This window comes from Hymenobacter latericoloratus (assembly GCF_014199535.1).
Lineage (GTDB): Bacteria > Bacteroidota > Bacteroidia > Cytophagales > Hymenobacteraceae > Hymenobacter > Hymenobacter latericoloratus.
The window spans coordinates 132,160-148,121 of sequence record NZ_JACHNV010000002.1 but is presented as its reverse complement, the minus strand read 5'-3'; the positions used below and the strand labels follow the sequence as shown (position 1 = coordinate 148,121).

The following is a 15,962-nucleotide window of genomic DNA, read 5'->3' as shown; positions in this document are numbered from 1 at the left end:
CGTACCAAAAAGCCCCGATCAGCTGGTCGGGGCTTTTTGTTTATCTACTGAACGCAGCTGACGGCACGGAGGCAGTGTATATCAGAGTTGCTGGCTACTTTAGGCCGCTCTTCCCTCCTACTCCTTCTTTTCCTCTGATGCGTTCCTTCCTTGCCCTGGGCCTTTTGCTGGCCGCTGCCGGAGTACAAGCCCAAGCGTTCAGCCCCGCCGAAATTGCCCGCTGGCAGCAGCAAGCCAAGCAGGTAACCATCACGCGCGACACCTGGGGCGTGCCGCACGTACAGGGCCGCACCGACGCCGACGCCGTGTTCGGGCTGCTGTACGCCCAGTGCGAGGATGATTTTCCAAGGGTAGAAATGAACTACCTCGATGCCATTGGGCGGCTGGCAGAGGTGGAGGGCGAATCGGCCCTGTACCACGATTTGCGCGCCCGCCTGTTCATGGACAGCACCCAGGCCATGAGCCTGTATAAGAAAAGTCCGGGCTGGATGAAGCAGTTGCTCAATGCCTTCGCCGACGGCACCAACTACTACCTCTACACCCACCCCACCGTGCAGCCCAAGCTGCTACGGCGCTTCCAGCCCTGGATGCCGCTGATGTTCAGCGAGGGGAGCATTGGGGGCAATATCAGCGTGGTGCCCCTGGAGCGGCTGAAGAACTTCTACGGCAGCCGGAAATCTACCTCCTGGCAGCGGCCCGATTTTGAGAAGGCGGAGCGGGAACCGGTAGGCTCCAACGGCTTCGCGGTGGCGCCGGCCAAAAGCGCCAGCGGCCACGCCCTGCTGCTCATCAACCCGCACACGTCGTTCTATTTCCGCCCCGAGGTGCAGGTGAGCAGCGAAGCGGGCCTGAACGCCTACGGGGCCGTAACGTGGGGGCAGTTCTTCGTGTATCAGGGCTTTAACCAGCACTGCGGCTGGATGCACACCTCCAGCTTTGCTGATTCCATGGATGAGTACCTGGAAACCATTGAGCTGAAAGACGGCAAGCCCTACTACCGCTACGACCAGAAATTGCGGCCCGTGCAGGTAGCTACCGTTTCCATTCCCTACCTGCAGGATGGCAAGATGGTGCGGCGGCAGTTCACTACCTACCGTACCCACCACGGCCCGGTGGTGGGCCAGCAGGCCGATAATAAGTGGGTGACGGTGCGCATGATGGATACGCCGCTGCAGGCCCTGGAGCAGTCGTACCTGCGCACGAAGGCCACCGATTATGCCAGCTTCCGAAAGGTGATGAAGCTCAACGGCAACGCTTCCAACAACACCGTATTTGCCGACAGCAAGGGCACCATCGCCTACTGGCACGGTAACTTCATGCCCCGCCGCAACCCGCAATTCGACTGGAGCCAGCCCGTGGATGGCAGCAACCCCCAAACCGACTGGAAAGGTCTGCACAAAGTAGAGGACATCGTGCAGGTGATGAACCCGGCCAGCGGCTGGATTCAGAACTGCAACGCTACCCCCTTCACCGTTTCGGGCCCCAGCAGCCCCGATAAGAGCAAGTACCCCGCCTACATGGCCCCCGACGCGGAGAATTACCGGGGCATCAATGCGGTGCGCGTGCTCAGCCGCAAGCAGGTGTTTACTCTGGATACGCTGATTGCCGCCGCCAAAGACCCTTACCTCCCTGGTTTCGAGGAACTGCTGCCGGCGCTGGCGAAGGATTTCCAGTTCGTGACCGACAGCCCTAACCCGCCGGAAGGGGAGGTAGTGGAAGCTATGAAGACCCTACAGGCCTGGGACAAGCGCTACGGCAAAACTTCCGTAGGCCAGACGCTGGCAACCTACTGGGGCGAGCGGCTGCTGCGCCTGGCCCGCCCGCGCGTGCCGGCCGGGCAAGTACTGGATTACATCAGCCTCGTGAAGTTTACCATTGCCAACACCACGCCCCAGGAGAAGGTAACGGCCCTGCAGGAAACCGTGGACGAGCTAACCCGCGACTTTGGTACCTGGCGTATGCCCTGGGGCGAGGTAAACCGCTTCCAGCGCCTCACCGGCAACATCCAGGAAACCTACGACGACCAGAAGCCCAGCCTGCCGGTAGCGTTTACCTCCTCGGCCTGGGGGTCGTTGGCGGCCTTCGGCTCGCGGGCTTACCCTGGCACCAAAAAGCGCTACGGCAGCGTCGGGAACAGCTTTATTGCCGTGGTGGAGTTCGGGCCGTGCGTTAAAGCCCGCTCCGTACTGGCTGGCGGCAACAACAACCAGCCTACCTCCCCGCACTTCACCGACCAGGCCGCGCTGTACGCCGAGGAGAACTTCAAGGAAGTATGGTTCTACCCCGAAGACGTAAAGCAACACGCTGAGCGCACCTACTCGCCGGGGCAGTAGTAATACGTATAGGGACGGTAAATAAATAAACCGTCATGTCGAGCTGGTCGGGACATGACGGTTACTATTACGCCCGAAATGATGGTCTAAATCGACCTGATGGCTTAAGAAAGAGCCCCCAGGTGCCTCGTTAACACGTCAGGGCGTTATTCTTTTCTACTTGAAATACCTGGCGTACTCGGCGGGCATGGCATCCAGGGGCTTGATGAGGATGTCCTTGTAGAACACCTCGGCGGCCTCGCTTTGCAGCTGAATTTTGCCGTGCGTCAGCGGCTGGCGCTGCCCGTTTACAACGGCCCCGGAGTTATTCACGGCCAGCACGACGTGGCCGTTCACGATGTGTACGCTTTGGCCGTTTACGTTGATGAGCTCCAGTTCATTCCATTGGCCGTTCGGTACTTCATAATTCGCCGAAGCCTGGCAGAAATTGCGGCCACCCTGTCCCATGGTTATGGGCGCGGCCGTGGGGTTGTAGCGAAGCGTATCGTTGGTTTTGTTGTAAGCGGCCCGGATGTCGGCGGTGGAGTTGGCAATGCACCAGAAGTCGCCCATGGCGTTGCCCTTCTGGTATTCCGACACCTGAAACTCCTGGCTGAGCATCCAGCTACGCCAGTAATCGACCCCACACTCGCCCTGGCTGTTGTACAGGATGCCGCTGTCGAGGGGCTCATCCAGCCGGGGAGTCCATTTCTTGGTTCCCCACTTCACCTTCAGCTTGAGGGCGTAGTTGCGGAAATCCTGCCTGGTGAACACGCAGCCGTATATCTCGCCGCTGATGCGCAGTACCGGCTCACCTTCCTGCATTACTACGGAAAAGACGTTTGCTTCATTTTTGCCGTAGCCGATGGGCGCCAGCGGCTTGCCCTGGGCGTCGGTGGGCTGCTGGCCCCGGTAGCCCACCTGGTGGCGGTAGCTCTGAAACGTCTGCCACTTGCGCAGGTCCTTATCCAGCAGGGGCTCCCAGCCTTTGGGCGCCACCGAGGAGGTAGCGGCCAGCAGCAGGATGGCCCCGCAAACCAGGGTAGTATATTTTCTCATCGGGCGAAATAGATAGCAGATGGATAATGCGCCCAATCTACTGATTTCAAGCTACGATGCACCAGTAACCTACCCCCACCGAAATCGTCTGCTACTTCCTGACAGGCTTGAGGCTGATAGCCGCGCCGCCCCCGGGGGCCAACTGCAGTTTCAGCGTGGTTTTGCTATTGACTTTCTGCCGGCGAATCTGGTAGGCTTGGGGGTTCTTGTCCCAGCTGGCCCCTTTGCCATCGGCGTAGATAGTGGCTTCGTACGTGGTGCCGGGCGTGAGGAAATCGAGCGTAATCGTTTGGGTACGGGCATTTTCGTCGGTGATGGAGCCTACGTACCACTCCTCGGTGCCTTTGGCTTTGCGGGCCGTGGTGAGGTAGTCGCCGGGTTCGGCCGCCAGTATGCGGGTGTCGTCCCAATCTACCGCTACGTCCTTGATGAACTGGAAGGCGTCGGGGCGCTGCTCGTAGGCTTCGGGCAGGTCGGCGGCCATTTGCACGGGGCTGTACAGGGTCACGTACAGGGCCAACTGCTTGGCTAGCGTGGTGTGCACCTGCTTGCCCTGGTTACGCTGCGGGTTCCAGCTTTCCAGCTTGATCTGGAAGATGCCAGGCGTGTAATCCATGGGGCCGCCCATGAGGCGGGTGAAGGGCAGAATGGTTTCGTGCTCGGGCGGGTTGCCCGAGCTCCAGGCGTTGAACTCGTTGCCGCGGGCCGCTTCCGAGGCCAGCCAGTTGGGGTAGGTGCGGTGCAGCCCCGTCGGCCGCACCGACTCGTGCATGTCCACCATCAACTGGTTTTCGCCGGTTTTCTGGGCCGTGCGGTTGTAGTGGTTCACCATCCACTGACCGTCGTGGTGCTCCCCGCGCGGAATGATGCGGCCCACGTAGCCGGTTTTCACGGCGTCGTAGCCGTACTGCTTCATGAAGCGGTAGGCGGCCTCCTGGCGGCGCTCATAGTTGGTGACGGAGGAGCTGGTTTCGTGGTGCATCATCAGCTTCACGCCCTTGCTGGCGGCGTACTGCTGCAGCTCCTGCACGTTGAAATCGGGGTAGGGCGTCACGAAGTCGAACACTTCTTCTTTCCAGTTATTGGCCCAGTCTTCCCAGCCTACGTTCCAGCCTTCTACCAGCACGCTCTGCAGGCCGTGCTTGGCCGCGAAGGCGATGTAGCGCTTCACATTGGCCGTGTTGGCGCCGTGGTGGCCGTTGGGCTTGAGCTTGCTCCAATCGGTGCCGGAGAGCTTGATGTTGCTGGTGTCGGCGTAGTTCCAGCTGGCTTTGTTTACGTGCATCTCCCACCATACGCCCACGAATTTCTGGGGCCTGATCCAGTCGGTAGTCGGGAATTTGGTAGGCTCGTTGAGGTTGAGGATCAGCTTGCTGGCCAGCACCTCGGGGGCTTTGTTGCTGACGATGATGGTGCGCCAGGGTGTATGCTCAGGGGCTTGCAGGTAGGCAGCCGCGCCCGTCGCGGAAGGCACCAGGTGGCTGCGCAGCCCGAAGCGCTGGGTATCCACGTCCAGCATCATGGCGGGGTAGTTCACCAGCGCGGCCTCGTGAATGTTCACGTACAGCCCGTCGTCGGACTTCAGCATGAGCGGCGTCTGGATGCGCTTCGGGTCCGATTTAAGCTGAATAGGCTCAATGGAGGCGCTGTTGACCTCGCTCAGGCGGGTAGTGCTGTAGGTGTACTCGTTGGAGTCGTAGTCGCCCGGAATCCAGAAGGCTTTATGGTTGGCGGGCAGGTTGAACTCGGTTTTTTCTTCCTGCACCGTGAAATACTGCAGATTCGGCTGCTGCGGAAACTCGTAGCGGAAGCCCAGCCCGTCGTCGTAGAGGCGGAAGCGCACTACCAGTTGGCGGTTATTGCCGGTGGCTTGCTGCAAGGTCACGGCCAGCTCCTTGTAGCGGTTGCGAATCTGCTGTACCTCGCCCCACACGGGCGTCCAGGTATCGTCGTGCTGGCTGGAGTCAACCCGCGCAACGGCCAGGCCCTGGTCCAAAGCAGGCAGCCCTTGCAACAACATGCCCAAGCGGCTTGGCTTGAGCACCGCCCTACCCCCTAGCCGCAGCTGATACGTTGGCTCACCGGCAGGGCTGAGCTGGAAGCTCAGGGTGAGTTTGTTGCCGGGCGAATGAACGGTTTGGGCTTGGGCAGAAAAACCCATAAGGCCCGTAAACAGCAGGAAGGTAAGACGTTTCATGAACGAAGCAGGAATGAACAGGAAAGGTACGCCGCCGCCGCCCAAGTCTGCTAGGCCAGTATTGGCCGCTACTGGTCTTGTGTTACCCACCCGGCCCTACACCTATTTAGGCTTCTTATAAAGCGTTTCGAAGGCTTGGTACACCGCCCGGTGCAGAATGGTGGCGTGGGTTTCCTCCGGAAACGGTACATATTCAATACGGCTACCCTTAGCCGACGCGGCCCGCAGAGCCGCCACCATAGCTTCGGTGGCTTTCTGCATCTCCGGGCCTTCGTTGCCAAGCGCCACAAACACGCTGACGGGCGCCGCCGCTGCAGCCGGCTTGAGCAAGCCGGGCGCTTGCGCTACCAACGATTCATCATCCCACCACAGGCTGGGGCTGGCAATGATGTAGGTAGTAAACAGCGCGGGCTTTTTCAGCAGCACTTCCATGGCAAACAACCCACCTAACGACTGCCCTATCAACGTTTTTTGCCCATTGGTACGGTAAGTTTTCTCCACGTAAGGCTGCAGGTCCTTTTCCAGAAAGCGCATAAAAGCTGCCGACTTGCCAGCGGTAGGAAAATCTTTTCGGTCCTTTTCATTGCGGGTGGGAAAGGTGAAGTCCCGCCGCCGGTCAACGGTAGCAATACCCACGATGATGGACTTGGGCAGCGCATCAATCCAAGGAAAAGTCAGAAACTGCGCCAGCCCAACGATATGAATAAAATCCTCATCGGCGGACCCATCCAACAGGTACATCACGGGGTAGGTAGCCTTGGAGTCATTTTCGTAGCCTTCGGGCAGGTAGATGTTCAGCACCCGCTCCTCATTTAGCTGCCCCGATTTGATCCTGTCGATGTGGCCCAGCACGAATGGTTCGCGCTTCGACGGCTGGCTTTGCCCGTGAGCCGCCGGCGGCCCCAGGAGCAGCAGCAGAAGCCCGCAACAGGCCAGGGCTGACGTGCAAAGGTTGGAGAGAAGCATACGTCTAAGCTAGCATAGAAACGGCCTAAAGGTACAAGCCCCCTCCTGCTTTAAGCTGGCTACGAAAGCCCTTGGACTTCGCCCTGACAGGCCGGCAAATCAGAAGTCCAGCCGCCGCCCTTGCTCCGGAAACACCAGTTTCCGCTGGAGCTGGTTGGCTTCGGTGAGCTGCCGCGTTGCGAGAGGTACTCGGTGTAGTCCTGAGGTGGAAGGCAACCGGGGTCGGATAAGCGGTTTTCCTATACCGACAGGCGCACCCGCGAGAGCTGCGAAATATCCGTGAGCTGCGCTTCGCGAAACAGCATAAGCCAGGTAAGTAGGGTTGCCGGCCCAGCTGACCAGCGGCTGGGCCTGGCCCAGATTATCCATTTCCGCCGGCAATCCGTTGAGGACACGGAGCAGCCTGGGCCACTGAGCCAGGTGCGCTACCCCTGCTATGCCACCAAACCCTTCTGCCTCCCTCTTTCAGCGCGAAATGCTTTTGCAGCAGCTACACACCCAGCCGCTGTGGGATGTGGTGGTGATTGGGGGCGGCGCCACGGGTTTGGGCGTGGCCCTGGATGCGGTTAGCCGGGGCTTCAAAGCCCTGCTGCTGGAGCAGGCCGATTACGCCAAAGGCACCAGCAGTCGCAGCACTAAGCTGGTGCACGGCGGCGTGCGCTACCTGGCCCAGGGCGACGTGGCGCTGGTGCGGGAAGCGTTGTATGAACGGGGCCTGCTGCTGCAAAATGCGCCGCACCTCGTCAAAAACCTCGATTTTGTTATTCCGAACTACACCTGGTGGGGCGGCCCATTTTATACCATCGGGCTGAAGCTGTACGACCTGCTGGCGGGTAAGCTGAGCCTGGGAGCTTCCCGGCTTCTGAGCAAGGCCGAAACCCAGCGGCGCCTACCTACCATCAGGCCGGAAGGCCTGCGCGGCGGCGTGCTCTACCACGATGGGCAGTTTGATGACGCACGCCTGGCCGTTAATCTGGCCCAAACGGTTCTTGAGCACGGCGGCACCGTCCTTAACTACGTGCAGGTGCATGGGCTGTTGAAAGATGACCGCGGGAAGATAACGGGGGTAGCCGCCACCGACCTGGAAACCGGCGCTACCTATCAAGTGCGGGCCCGGGCCGTCGTAAATGCCACCGGCGTATTCGTGGATGATATTCTGCAGCTGGATGAGCCCGGCGCGCCCAAGCTGGTGCAACCCAGCCAGGGCGTCCACCTCGTGCTTGAGGCCTCTTTTCTGCCCGGCCCCAGCGCCCTCCTGATTCCGAACACCGAGGACGGGCGGGTGCTGTTTGCCGTGCCCTGGCGCGGCCGCGTGGTAGTAGGAACCACCGATACGCCGTTGCTTAAAGCCAGCCCGGAACCCCAGGCCCTGGACGAGGAAATCGACTTTATTCTGCGCACGGCCAGCCGCTACCTCACCCGAGCGCCCAAGCGCTCCGACGTGCTCAGCATCTTCGCGGGGTTACGGCCGCTGGCCGCGCCCCAGCGCGGCTCCGCCTCCACCAAGGAAATTTCGCGCAGCCATAAAATGCTGGTTTCCCGGGCGGGTTTAGTTACCATCACGGGCGGCAAATGGACCACTTACCGGCGCATGGGGCAGGATGCCGTGGACCGGATAATTGCCCTGGGTCGGCTTCCGCCGGCCCCAAGTCAAACCGCCCACTTGCCTATTCACGGTGCCACCCCTACCCCCGAGTGCCGCGGCCACCTCGCGGTGTACGGCTCCGACCTACCCGCCTTGCAGGAGCTCATTGCGCAACGCCCGGAGCTTGGCAGGCCCCTGGATGAGACGCTGGAATTCCTGCGGGCAGAAGTGGTGTGGGCCGCCCGCTACGAAATGGCGCGCACCGTGGAAGACGTGCTGGCCCGCCGGGTGCGGGTACTTTTTCTGGATGCTGCCGCCGCTATCCGCATGGCTCCGCAGGTAGCCACCCTGCTGGCCCAGGAGCTCAGCCGAACCGAACAGTGGCAGCAGCAGCAGGTGGAAGCCTTTACAGCCCTGGCCCGGCACTATCTGCCCGAGCAGCCCACTGGTTAAGCCAACTGGTAGGGGTAGCCGATGGCCTGCAGATCCGTTTGCAGCTGGGGCCAGTCTTCCAGCGGGTCAATCAGCTCTTTCACCAACTCCCGGGTCAGGGGCTCATGCTGGTAGATGCGGGCCACGGCCTCAGCATCTATCGGGTCCCGGTCGGTTTCGTCGATGTAGTACTCGTTGGCCCACTCGGCGTAGGTTGCCGGGTTGCCGTCGAGGATGTAAAGCAGCTCGTCGGAGCCATCGTCCTCACCGGACAAAAGGCCGGTTTGCCAGCCGTGGGCCGGCGTGAACCAAAGGCAGAACGTGGTACCAATGGAGCTGACCGGCTCGCCGAACATAAACTCATCAAACACCTCCGGCAGGCCGCGCGTCAGCTGGGCTTTGTCGGGTTGGTCGTAGCCCTCAAGGTAGCCGTTGATGCAGCAGCCCTCCTCGCGGAACAGCACCAGCATCTGGTCGCCTTCCCCGTCGTTCATTTCAAACAGCGCCTCGCCCTGGTCCCAGTTGGGGTCAAAGGTATAGTAGCGGTACTCCAGGTCCTGGGAGTTGATGGCATCAAGCACGGCCAATGACTGACAGAGGCGGCGCAGGCCCGCCATATCGGGCAGGGCGGCGTAATTCTGAGTGGAAAGCATAGCGGAGAGGGTCAGGGGTAGGCTTAGTACGTTTTGGTCATGTCCTGGGGTACTACCAGCACAAAATCGGCCTTCTGCTGATTCTCTTTCTCCAGCTTGCCAAGCTGTTCCTGGGAAACCGTGCTGATGCTCAGCACCTTCAGCTTGGGGTTGTGCTGGCGCAGGTAGGCCAAAATACCGTCGTGGTTGTCGGAGTGGTAGGCGCCGTTGAGGTGGAGCAGCAGGTGGCCTTCGGGGCGGGCCTGGTGGAGGAAATGGGCCATGGTGGCATCCTTGAGGGCCTGGGCCTGAATGATGTTCTGCACCCCGGCGGCGTGCGCGGCGTCGCCCCCGAACATCTTCGCCATGTTTTTATAGCCGGGCAGCTCGTAGTCCACCGTCAGCGGCAGGGGCGCCATCCAGGCTTTTTCCGAAGCCGGCAGCTCGTTGAGCGCCGTGAGGCTGCCTTTGGCTACCTGGGAGGCGTAGCGGCGCGGCACGTTGGTACCCACCACCCGAAACTTCTGCTGCCGGGCCAGCTGCAGCAGGGGCTTGTAGTCGGTGGTGTAGTTGGGCCAGGGGCGGCTTTGCTCCTCAAACTCCTTGTCCGACAGCTCGCCGGTGGTGTATTGGTCCACCAGGGGCTGCACGTCGCGCTCAAACATTTCCAGGCCCAGCACCAGCTGGCCCTGTTTCAGGCGCAGTAAATCCTTGGTCAGCTGCAGCGTCAGCCAGTGGGCCAGGGGGTCGTTGTGCTGCTCCCCGAAGAACACCACGTCGGCGGCGGCCAGCTCCCGGAGCATCTTGTCGTAGCCCGTGGGTTTGCCAGCGGCCGTGAACAGCCGGTAGGCCGGCTTGTCGTCGGCCCGCAGGACCAGGGAGGTTAGCAGCACAAGCAGGGGCAGGAGCAGGAATTTTCGGATCATAAGAAAGCAAGGCGGCCGGCAGAAGCTGGGGTGCAAGGTAGCAGAAAGCCCCGGCAGCTGCTCTGCAACAGCTACCGGGGCCTCCTCTGTTCAACTCTGGTTCAGCCAGCTACTTGCCTAGCCTTTATAAAACATCCACTTCGAGAGCTCCCCGTAGGTTACTTTCTTGCCGTACATCAGAATGCCCACGCGGTAGATGCGGGCCGCTACCCAGGTAGTGCCAATGAACCCCAGCACGAGTAACGAACCGGAAAGCAGCAGCTGCCACATCGGTACGCCAAAGGGCAGGCGCATGACCATGGCAATGGGCGAGGTGAGCGGAATCATGGAGAGCCAGAAGGCCAGCGGCCCGTTCGGGTCGCCGTTGATGATAACGTTGATGCTCATGATATAGCTCAGGATCAAGGGAATGGTAATCGGAAACATGAACTGCTGGCTGTCGGTCTGGTCGTCCACGGCCGCCCCGATGGAGGCGAACAGGGCCGAGTAGAGCAGGTAGCCCCCCAGGAAAAAGAACAGGAAGCCCCCGATGATGGTCCCTACGGGCAGGCCATTGAGGAAAGCCCAGGGGTTGCTGGCGGCGGCGGGGGTAGGCGCCACGGCGGCGTTACCGGCGGGGGCATCGGCGGCGGGCGCCTTGCTGTACTCCGCGGCCTGCTGCACACCCGACACAGCTGCCGCGGGCGGCGACTTCGCCTCCGACTTCATTAGCAGGGGTGCGGCCAGCGTGGTCAGGCCCCAGGATAAAGCCATCCAGAGGGCAAACTGCGTGAGCACCACGGCGGCAATGCCCAGAATCTTGCCCATCATCAACTGAAACGGCTTGACGGAGGAAATCATGACCTCCATAATCCGGCTCGATTTCTCCTCTCCCACCCCGCGCATCACCTGCACGCCGTAAATGAAGATGAACATGTACACCAGAATAGAAAGCACGTAGGCCGCGCCCGTGGTAGCGCCCACGTTGTTTTTGCGGCCGCCCACCTGGGTCAGGTCCACGGCGTCAAGCTCAATGTTGGCCTTCAGGTTGTCGATGGTGGCTTGGTTGAGGCCGGAGCGGCTGAGCTTCAGCTCGCCCACGGCCTTATCCACGGCCTTCTTGATTTTGCTCTGGCGCTTCAGATTTACGTTGCCGTTGGCCAGCAACTGAATGCCCTTGCTGTCGTCGAGGGTGAAGCTGGCCGGAAAATACAGCAGGGCATCCTGCTTGGGCTTGGCTTTCTTGAAGGCCTCGGTGGCCTCCTTCAGGTTGCGGCCGGTGGCGGCCACAAACCGGATGTCGTCGGTGCTGGTCAGGCGCTGCAGAATCTGCTGGGAGCTTTCGTCGCGCACGGCCACCACGTCGGCCTCCGAAGAGCCCGAGAGCAGGGCAATGCCCACCATGGAGCCGGCCAGCAGCAGGGGCCCCAGCAACGACATGATGAGGAAGCTTTTCTTACGAACCCGCGTAAGATATTCGCGCTGAATGATAAGCCAGATTTTATCCATGAGAGGGAAGCTGTAGTCGTATGTTCAACAGAAGAAAGGTAGGGTACTGGCCTGGGCCACTTAGGCCGTAACCGGCTCGGCCTCAAGCAGGCTTTCGGGCATGGTTTCGCGCACGCGCCGGATGAAGATGTCATTGATGCTCGGAATCAGCTCCTGGAAGGCGTGCACCTCCACATTGCCGATAAGGTAGCGCAGCAAGTCGTTGGGGGTAGTGCCGGCGTGCAGCTTTATCACGTCGTAGAAATGGCCGTTTTCGCGCTCCTTATGCTCCAGCACCTCAAAATCGGGGTGCATCACCATCAGGCGGCCCTTGCCTTCTACCTCGTAGGTCTGGGTTTTGAACTGGTCTTTGATGGTGCGCACGGGTCCATCAAGCACCTTACGGCTGCGGTTGATCAGGGCAATACTGTCGCACATTTCCTCCACCGATTCCATGCGGTGCGTGGAGAAAATGATGGTCGCGCCCCGGTCGCGCAGGGCCAGAATTTCGTCCTTGATCAGGTTGGCGTTGATGGGGTCGAAGCCCGAGAACGGCTCATCCAGAATAATCAGGCTGGGCTCGTGGAGCACGGTCGCAATAAACTGCACCTTCTGCTGCATACCTTTGCTGAGGTCCTCCACGTTCTTTTCGGCCCAGGGCTTGATGTCGAAGCGGGTAAGCCAGCTTTTGATGCGGTCCGTGGCATCGGCGCGGCTCATCCCGCGCAGGCGCGCCAAGTACAGCAGCTGCTCGCCTACCTTCATTTTTTTGTACAGCCCACGCTCCTCGGGCAAATACCCAATCTGGGCAATGTGGCTGGGGTTCAGCCGCTCACCCCGAAACCGGATTTCGCCGGAGTCGGCGCCCGTAATCTGGGTGATGATGCGGATAAGCGAGGTTTTGCCGGCGCCGTTGGGACCCAGCAGCCCGAAGATGCTGCCTTCCGGAATATCAAGACTAACGCCATTGAGAGCAACGTGCGCGGCGTAGGCCTTATGCACGTCAATGGCTTGAAGAATAGGTTGCGCGGCCATCAGAGGGTAGAGGTTTGATCTACAGCGAATGTAGAATTTTGGCTATGTAATCTAGAATCTATTTCAACGAACGGGCCGCTTTAGGCCTCTAACTCCCGCAGGGCCTCTTCCAGCCGGTCGAGGTGCTGCCCGTAGCGGCGCTGGTGCTCAACTTTCCCTACTACGTAGGCGGCGTAGATAATGCCCAGCACCACCACTACGACCGCAACCGCCACAGCCAGGTGCAGGCCCCAGTCGGAGCCAGAAGGCTGCAGGTATTCCAGCAAGTCGGTCTGCCGAACTACCAGCACTGTAAGCGCTACCAGTATCAGGGTCACTACCCCCACGTAGTCGTGCAAGCGCATCAGGTGCCGAAACCGGGAAATCCGGCTTTTTAGGGACTGGTACAAGTCATCATGCTGCTGTTCCATTTCCCGCAGCACCTGCAGCCGCTGATACACTATCCCCCCTACTACTGCCAGCATTACCATCAACATCACCACAAACCACTGCAGACTAGCAGAATTACGGGCAAAAAAGAAGGCGTTGAAGCCGTTTAGCCCAAAGGCCATTACTACCCAGCTCAGCTCCCGGGAGGCATTTTTTTTCAATCGAAGCAGCGGATTTGCGGAAGAAGAAGAGGTAAGCATAGCGCGTAGTTTTTGTTCGGTTAAAGCAGTTTGGGCTAGTTCAACTGGCTGCTGCTGCCAGCGGCGGCGAAAATCATCGAGTTCCATCAGGCGGGTTGGGTTAGCAGGTGGCGAAGCTTGTCTTGCACGCGGTGCATTTTCACGCGCACATTATTCTGGGTGATGCCCAGGATGTCGGCCATTTCCTCGTAGGTGCGCTCTTCCAGGTACAGCAGCACAAAGGCCTTTTCCACATCCGAGAGCCGCTCAATGGCCTGGTACAACTGGCCCAGGTCGTCGGCATCGGGCCCGGCCTCCGGAGCCATGGCTACCTCGGGTAGGGCGGCGCCGAAGCGCTCTGGGGGTGGCTTGCGGGTCCGCAACCGCAAATCGGAAATTGCCACGTTCAGGGCCACCCGGTACAGCCAGGTGCTGAGCTTGGCCGAGGCCCGGGCCTGGTACGTCGGCCACGCCCGCCACAACTGCAGCACAATGTCCTGGTACAGGTCCTGCTGGTCGTCGGCATCGGTGCAGTACATGCGCACCACCCGCCGCAGCAGGGGCTGGTAGCGTTGGAGCAGGTGCAGGAAATCCGGCGTGAGAGCAGCAGGCATATGGTGGGGAAGTTTGCCTGATTTATCGTAGAACCCTCCTGCGCATTACAGCCGCCCCCAAACTTTTTTTCTACCCCGCTCCCACGCCGAAAGCCTCCCAACAATCAACGCCTATCCCTCGCAAACGGCACCTGCCCTACCCCCTCCACCTGCTCAAACCTCTCCGGCAGAAGCCCCAAACAAAAAAGCCTGCCTTCCCGGAAGCGGGAAGGCAGGCTCTAAACAAAGTCAGCGGAATCTGTCTAAATCCGTGCTTATTGGAAATACTCCTTCACTTTCTCGAAGAAGCCTTTTTCGTTTTTGCCGGGGTTGGGCGTGAAGTTGCGGGCATCGCGCAGCTTTTCCAGCAACTCGCGCTCCTCGCTGGTCACGTTCTTCGGCGTCCAGACGTTCAGATGAATCAACTGGTCGCCGCGGCCGTACCCATTGATGTCCTTGATGCCCTTGCCGCGCAGACGCAGGATTTTGCCAGGCTGAGTGCCGGGGTCCACCTTGATTTTCACCTTGCCTTCAATGGTCGGCACCTCAATACTGGCCCCCAGGGCGGCATCCACGAACGAGATGTACTGCTCGAACATGATGTTGTTGCCGTCGCGCTTGAGCACTTCGTGCGGCTCTTCCTCAATCTGAATGAGCAGGTCGCCGGGCACGCCGCCCCGCTCCGGGAAGTTGCCTTTGCCGTTCATGCTCAACTGCATGCCCTCGGCAACGCCGGCCGGAATGTTAATCGGAATAACCTCTTCGTGCAGCTGGCGACCGTCGCCGTGGCATACGTCGCACTTGCTGGTTACCACTTTGCCCTCGCCTTCGCAGGTAGGGCAGGTAGAGGCGCTTACCATCTGGCCGAGCATGGTTTGCACCACGCGCTTCACCTGGCCCTGGCCGTTGCAGGTACCGCAGGTTTTCAGATCGGTGCCGTTTTTGGCGCCGGTGCCCGAGCAGGTGTTGCACGCCACGTAGCGCTTCACCTTAATTTTTTTCTCAACGCCGTTGGCTACTTCTTCCAGATCAAGCTTGAGCTTGATGCGCAGGTTAGAACCCTTGCGCACGCGCCGCCCGCCCTGCTGGCCGCGGCCGCCCCCGCCGAAGAAGCCCTCGAAGCCACCACCGCCAAAGATGTCGCCGAACTGGGAGAAGATATCCTCCATGTTCGGGCCGCCGCCATTACCGCCGCCGGCCTGGTGGCCGAAACGGTCGTAACGGGCGCGCTTCTGCTCGTCGCTGAGGACCTCGTAGGCCTCGGCAGCCTCCTTGAACTTGTCCTCGGCGGTTGGGTCGTCGGGGTTTTTATCGGGGTGATATTTGATGGCCACCTTGCGGTAGGCCTTCTTTATCTCGTCGCCCGAAGCGTTTTTGGCTACGCCCAACACCTCGTAATAATCTCGCTTCGTTGCCATTGCAGTAGTGAGTAATAAGTATTCCGTATTGAGACAGATATCGGGCAGCTTTCAGCGAACAGCGTTTTGCTACTCAATACCCATTCCTCAATACTATTGGCCCAGTACCACCTTGGCGTGGCGGATTACCTTGTCGCCGAGGTAGTAGCCTTTCTCCACCTCATCCACAATTTTGCCCTTCAGGTCTTCCGACGGGGCCGGAATCTGGGTGATGGCCTCGTGCAGATCGGGGTCGAAAGCGCCTCCCTTAGCCTCCATGGGGGCCAGGCCCTTCTGGTTCAGGGTTTTCTGGAGCTTGTTGTAAATAATGTCGATGCTTTCGCGCACGGCGCCAGCATCTTCCGTGTCCTTGGTGTGATGGCGGGCCCGGTCGAAATCGTCCAGCACGGGCAGCAGGGCCACCATCAGCTCCTGGTTGGCAGTCTTGAACAGGTCGGCGCGTTCCTTGGTGGTACGGCGCTTGTAGTTTTCAAACTCGGCGGCCAGGCGCAGGTATTTGTCCTTCAGATCGGCCAATTCGGCATCAGCTTTGGAGCCCTGCTCCGGGGTAGCCTCCGCGCCCTCTACTTCCCCAATTTCGGGAGCATTGGGCTCTTCGGACAGCTCGCCGGGGGCGTGGTCAGCCGGGGCGCTGGTCTGGTCGAATTGCGTTTCGTCGGGTTGTGGAGTTTTATCGTCAGCCATTTTCGCTTGAAATCGTCGGAATGGGTTGAATCGGGAAGACATAGAGGC

The 15,962-nt window shown here is 60.2% G+C and carries 13 protein-coding genes; 2 read left to right on the top strand and 11 right to left on the bottom strand.

Annotated elements, in window-relative coordinates:
• The first annotated feature begins 137 nt into the window (after positions 1–137).
• On the top strand, positions 138–2,333 hold the full coding sequence (locus GGU46_RS06280) for a penicillin acylase family protein (protein ID WP_183402715.1): 2,196 nt from the start codon (positions 138–140) through the stop codon (positions 2,331–2,333).
• 156 nt (positions 2,334–2,489) lie between these two features.
• Here GGU46_RS06280 and GGU46_RS06275 read toward each other — a convergent pair whose 3' ends face one another.
• From GGU46_RS06275 to GGU46_RS06265, 3 genes are all read right to left on the bottom strand, one after another.
• Positions 2,490–3,371: a 3-keto-disaccharide hydrolase gene (locus tag GGU46_RS06275; protein ID WP_183402714.1), complete on the bottom strand. Its 882-nt coding sequence runs from the start codon at positions 3,369–3,371 to the stop codon at positions 2,490–2,492.
• A gap of 91 nt (positions 3,372–3,462) precedes the next feature.
• Positions 3,463–5,568 carry a glycoside hydrolase family 97 protein gene (locus GGU46_RS06270; RefSeq protein ID WP_183402713.1) on the bottom strand — a complete coding sequence of 702 codons (2,106 nt, stop codon included), beginning with the start codon at positions 5,566–5,568 and terminating at the stop codon, positions 3,463–3,465.
• 102 nt (positions 5,569–5,670) lie between these two features.
• Positions 5,671–6,534 carry an alpha/beta hydrolase gene (locus GGU46_RS06265; RefSeq protein WP_183402712.1) on the bottom strand — a complete coding sequence of 288 codons (864 nt, stop codon included), beginning with the start codon at positions 6,532–6,534 and terminating at the stop codon, positions 5,671–5,673.
• A 436-nt stretch (positions 6,535–6,970) separates the two neighbouring features.
• On the opposite strand from GGU46_RS06265, the gene GGU46_RS06260 reads away from it, so the two are divergent.
• A complete protein-coding gene (locus GGU46_RS06260; protein WP_183402711.1) occupies positions 6,971–8,572 on the top strand; it encodes a glycerol-3-phosphate dehydrogenase/oxidase in 1,602 nt (533 codons plus the stop codon).
• On the opposite strand, the gene GGU46_RS06255 is transcribed toward GGU46_RS06260, so the two are convergent.
• From GGU46_RS06255 to GGU46_RS06220, 8 genes are all read right to left on the bottom strand, one after another.
• Positions 8,569–9,204 (bottom strand): hypothetical protein, encoded by a 636-nt coding sequence (locus GGU46_RS06255; RefSeq protein WP_183402710.1) that lies wholly within the window; start codon positions 9,202–9,204, stop codon positions 8,569–8,571. The two genes, GGU46_RS06260 and GGU46_RS06255, sit on opposite strands and share 4 nt — an antisense overlap.
• A 23-nt stretch (positions 9,205–9,227) precedes the next feature.
• Positions 9,228–10,109 carry a ChaN family lipoprotein gene (locus GGU46_RS06250; RefSeq protein ID WP_183402709.1) on the bottom strand — a complete coding sequence of 294 codons (882 nt, stop codon included), beginning with the start codon at positions 10,107–10,109 and terminating at the stop codon, positions 9,228–9,230.
• Positions 10,110–10,226: 117 nt separating this feature from the next.
• Entirely contained in the window at positions 10,227–11,597 is a 1,371-nt protein-coding gene (locus GGU46_RS06245) for an ABC transporter permease (RefSeq protein ID WP_183402708.1), read from the bottom strand.
• 60 nt (positions 11,598–11,657) lie between these two features.
• On the bottom strand, positions 11,658–12,611 hold the full coding sequence (locus GGU46_RS06240) for an ABC transporter ATP-binding protein (protein ID WP_183402707.1): 954 nt from the start codon (positions 12,609–12,611) through the stop codon (positions 11,658–11,660).
• 80 nt (positions 12,612–12,691) lie between these two features.
• Positions 12,692–13,240 carry a hypothetical protein gene (locus tag GGU46_RS06235; RefSeq protein WP_183402706.1) on the bottom strand — a complete coding sequence of 183 codons (549 nt, stop codon included), beginning with the start codon at positions 13,238–13,240 and terminating at the stop codon, positions 12,692–12,694.
• 86 nt (positions 13,241–13,326) lie between these two features.
• A complete protein-coding gene (locus tag GGU46_RS06230) occupies positions 13,327–13,833 on the bottom strand; it encodes an RNA polymerase sigma factor (protein ID WP_183402705.1) in 507 nt (168 codons plus the stop codon).
• Between the two features lie 254 nt (positions 13,834–14,087).
• Positions 14,088–15,230 (bottom strand): molecular chaperone DnaJ, encoded by a 1,143-nt coding sequence (gene dnaJ, locus GGU46_RS06225; RefSeq protein ID WP_139924208.1) that lies wholly within the window; start codon positions 15,228–15,230, stop codon positions 14,088–14,090.
• 93 nt (positions 15,231–15,323) lie between these two features.
• Complete coding sequence (locus GGU46_RS06220; RefSeq protein WP_183402704.1) at positions 15,324–15,914, bottom strand: nucleotide exchange factor GrpE; 591 nt, start codon at positions 15,912–15,914, stop codon at positions 15,324–15,326.
• Between the last annotated feature and the right edge of the window lie 48 nt (positions 15,915–15,962).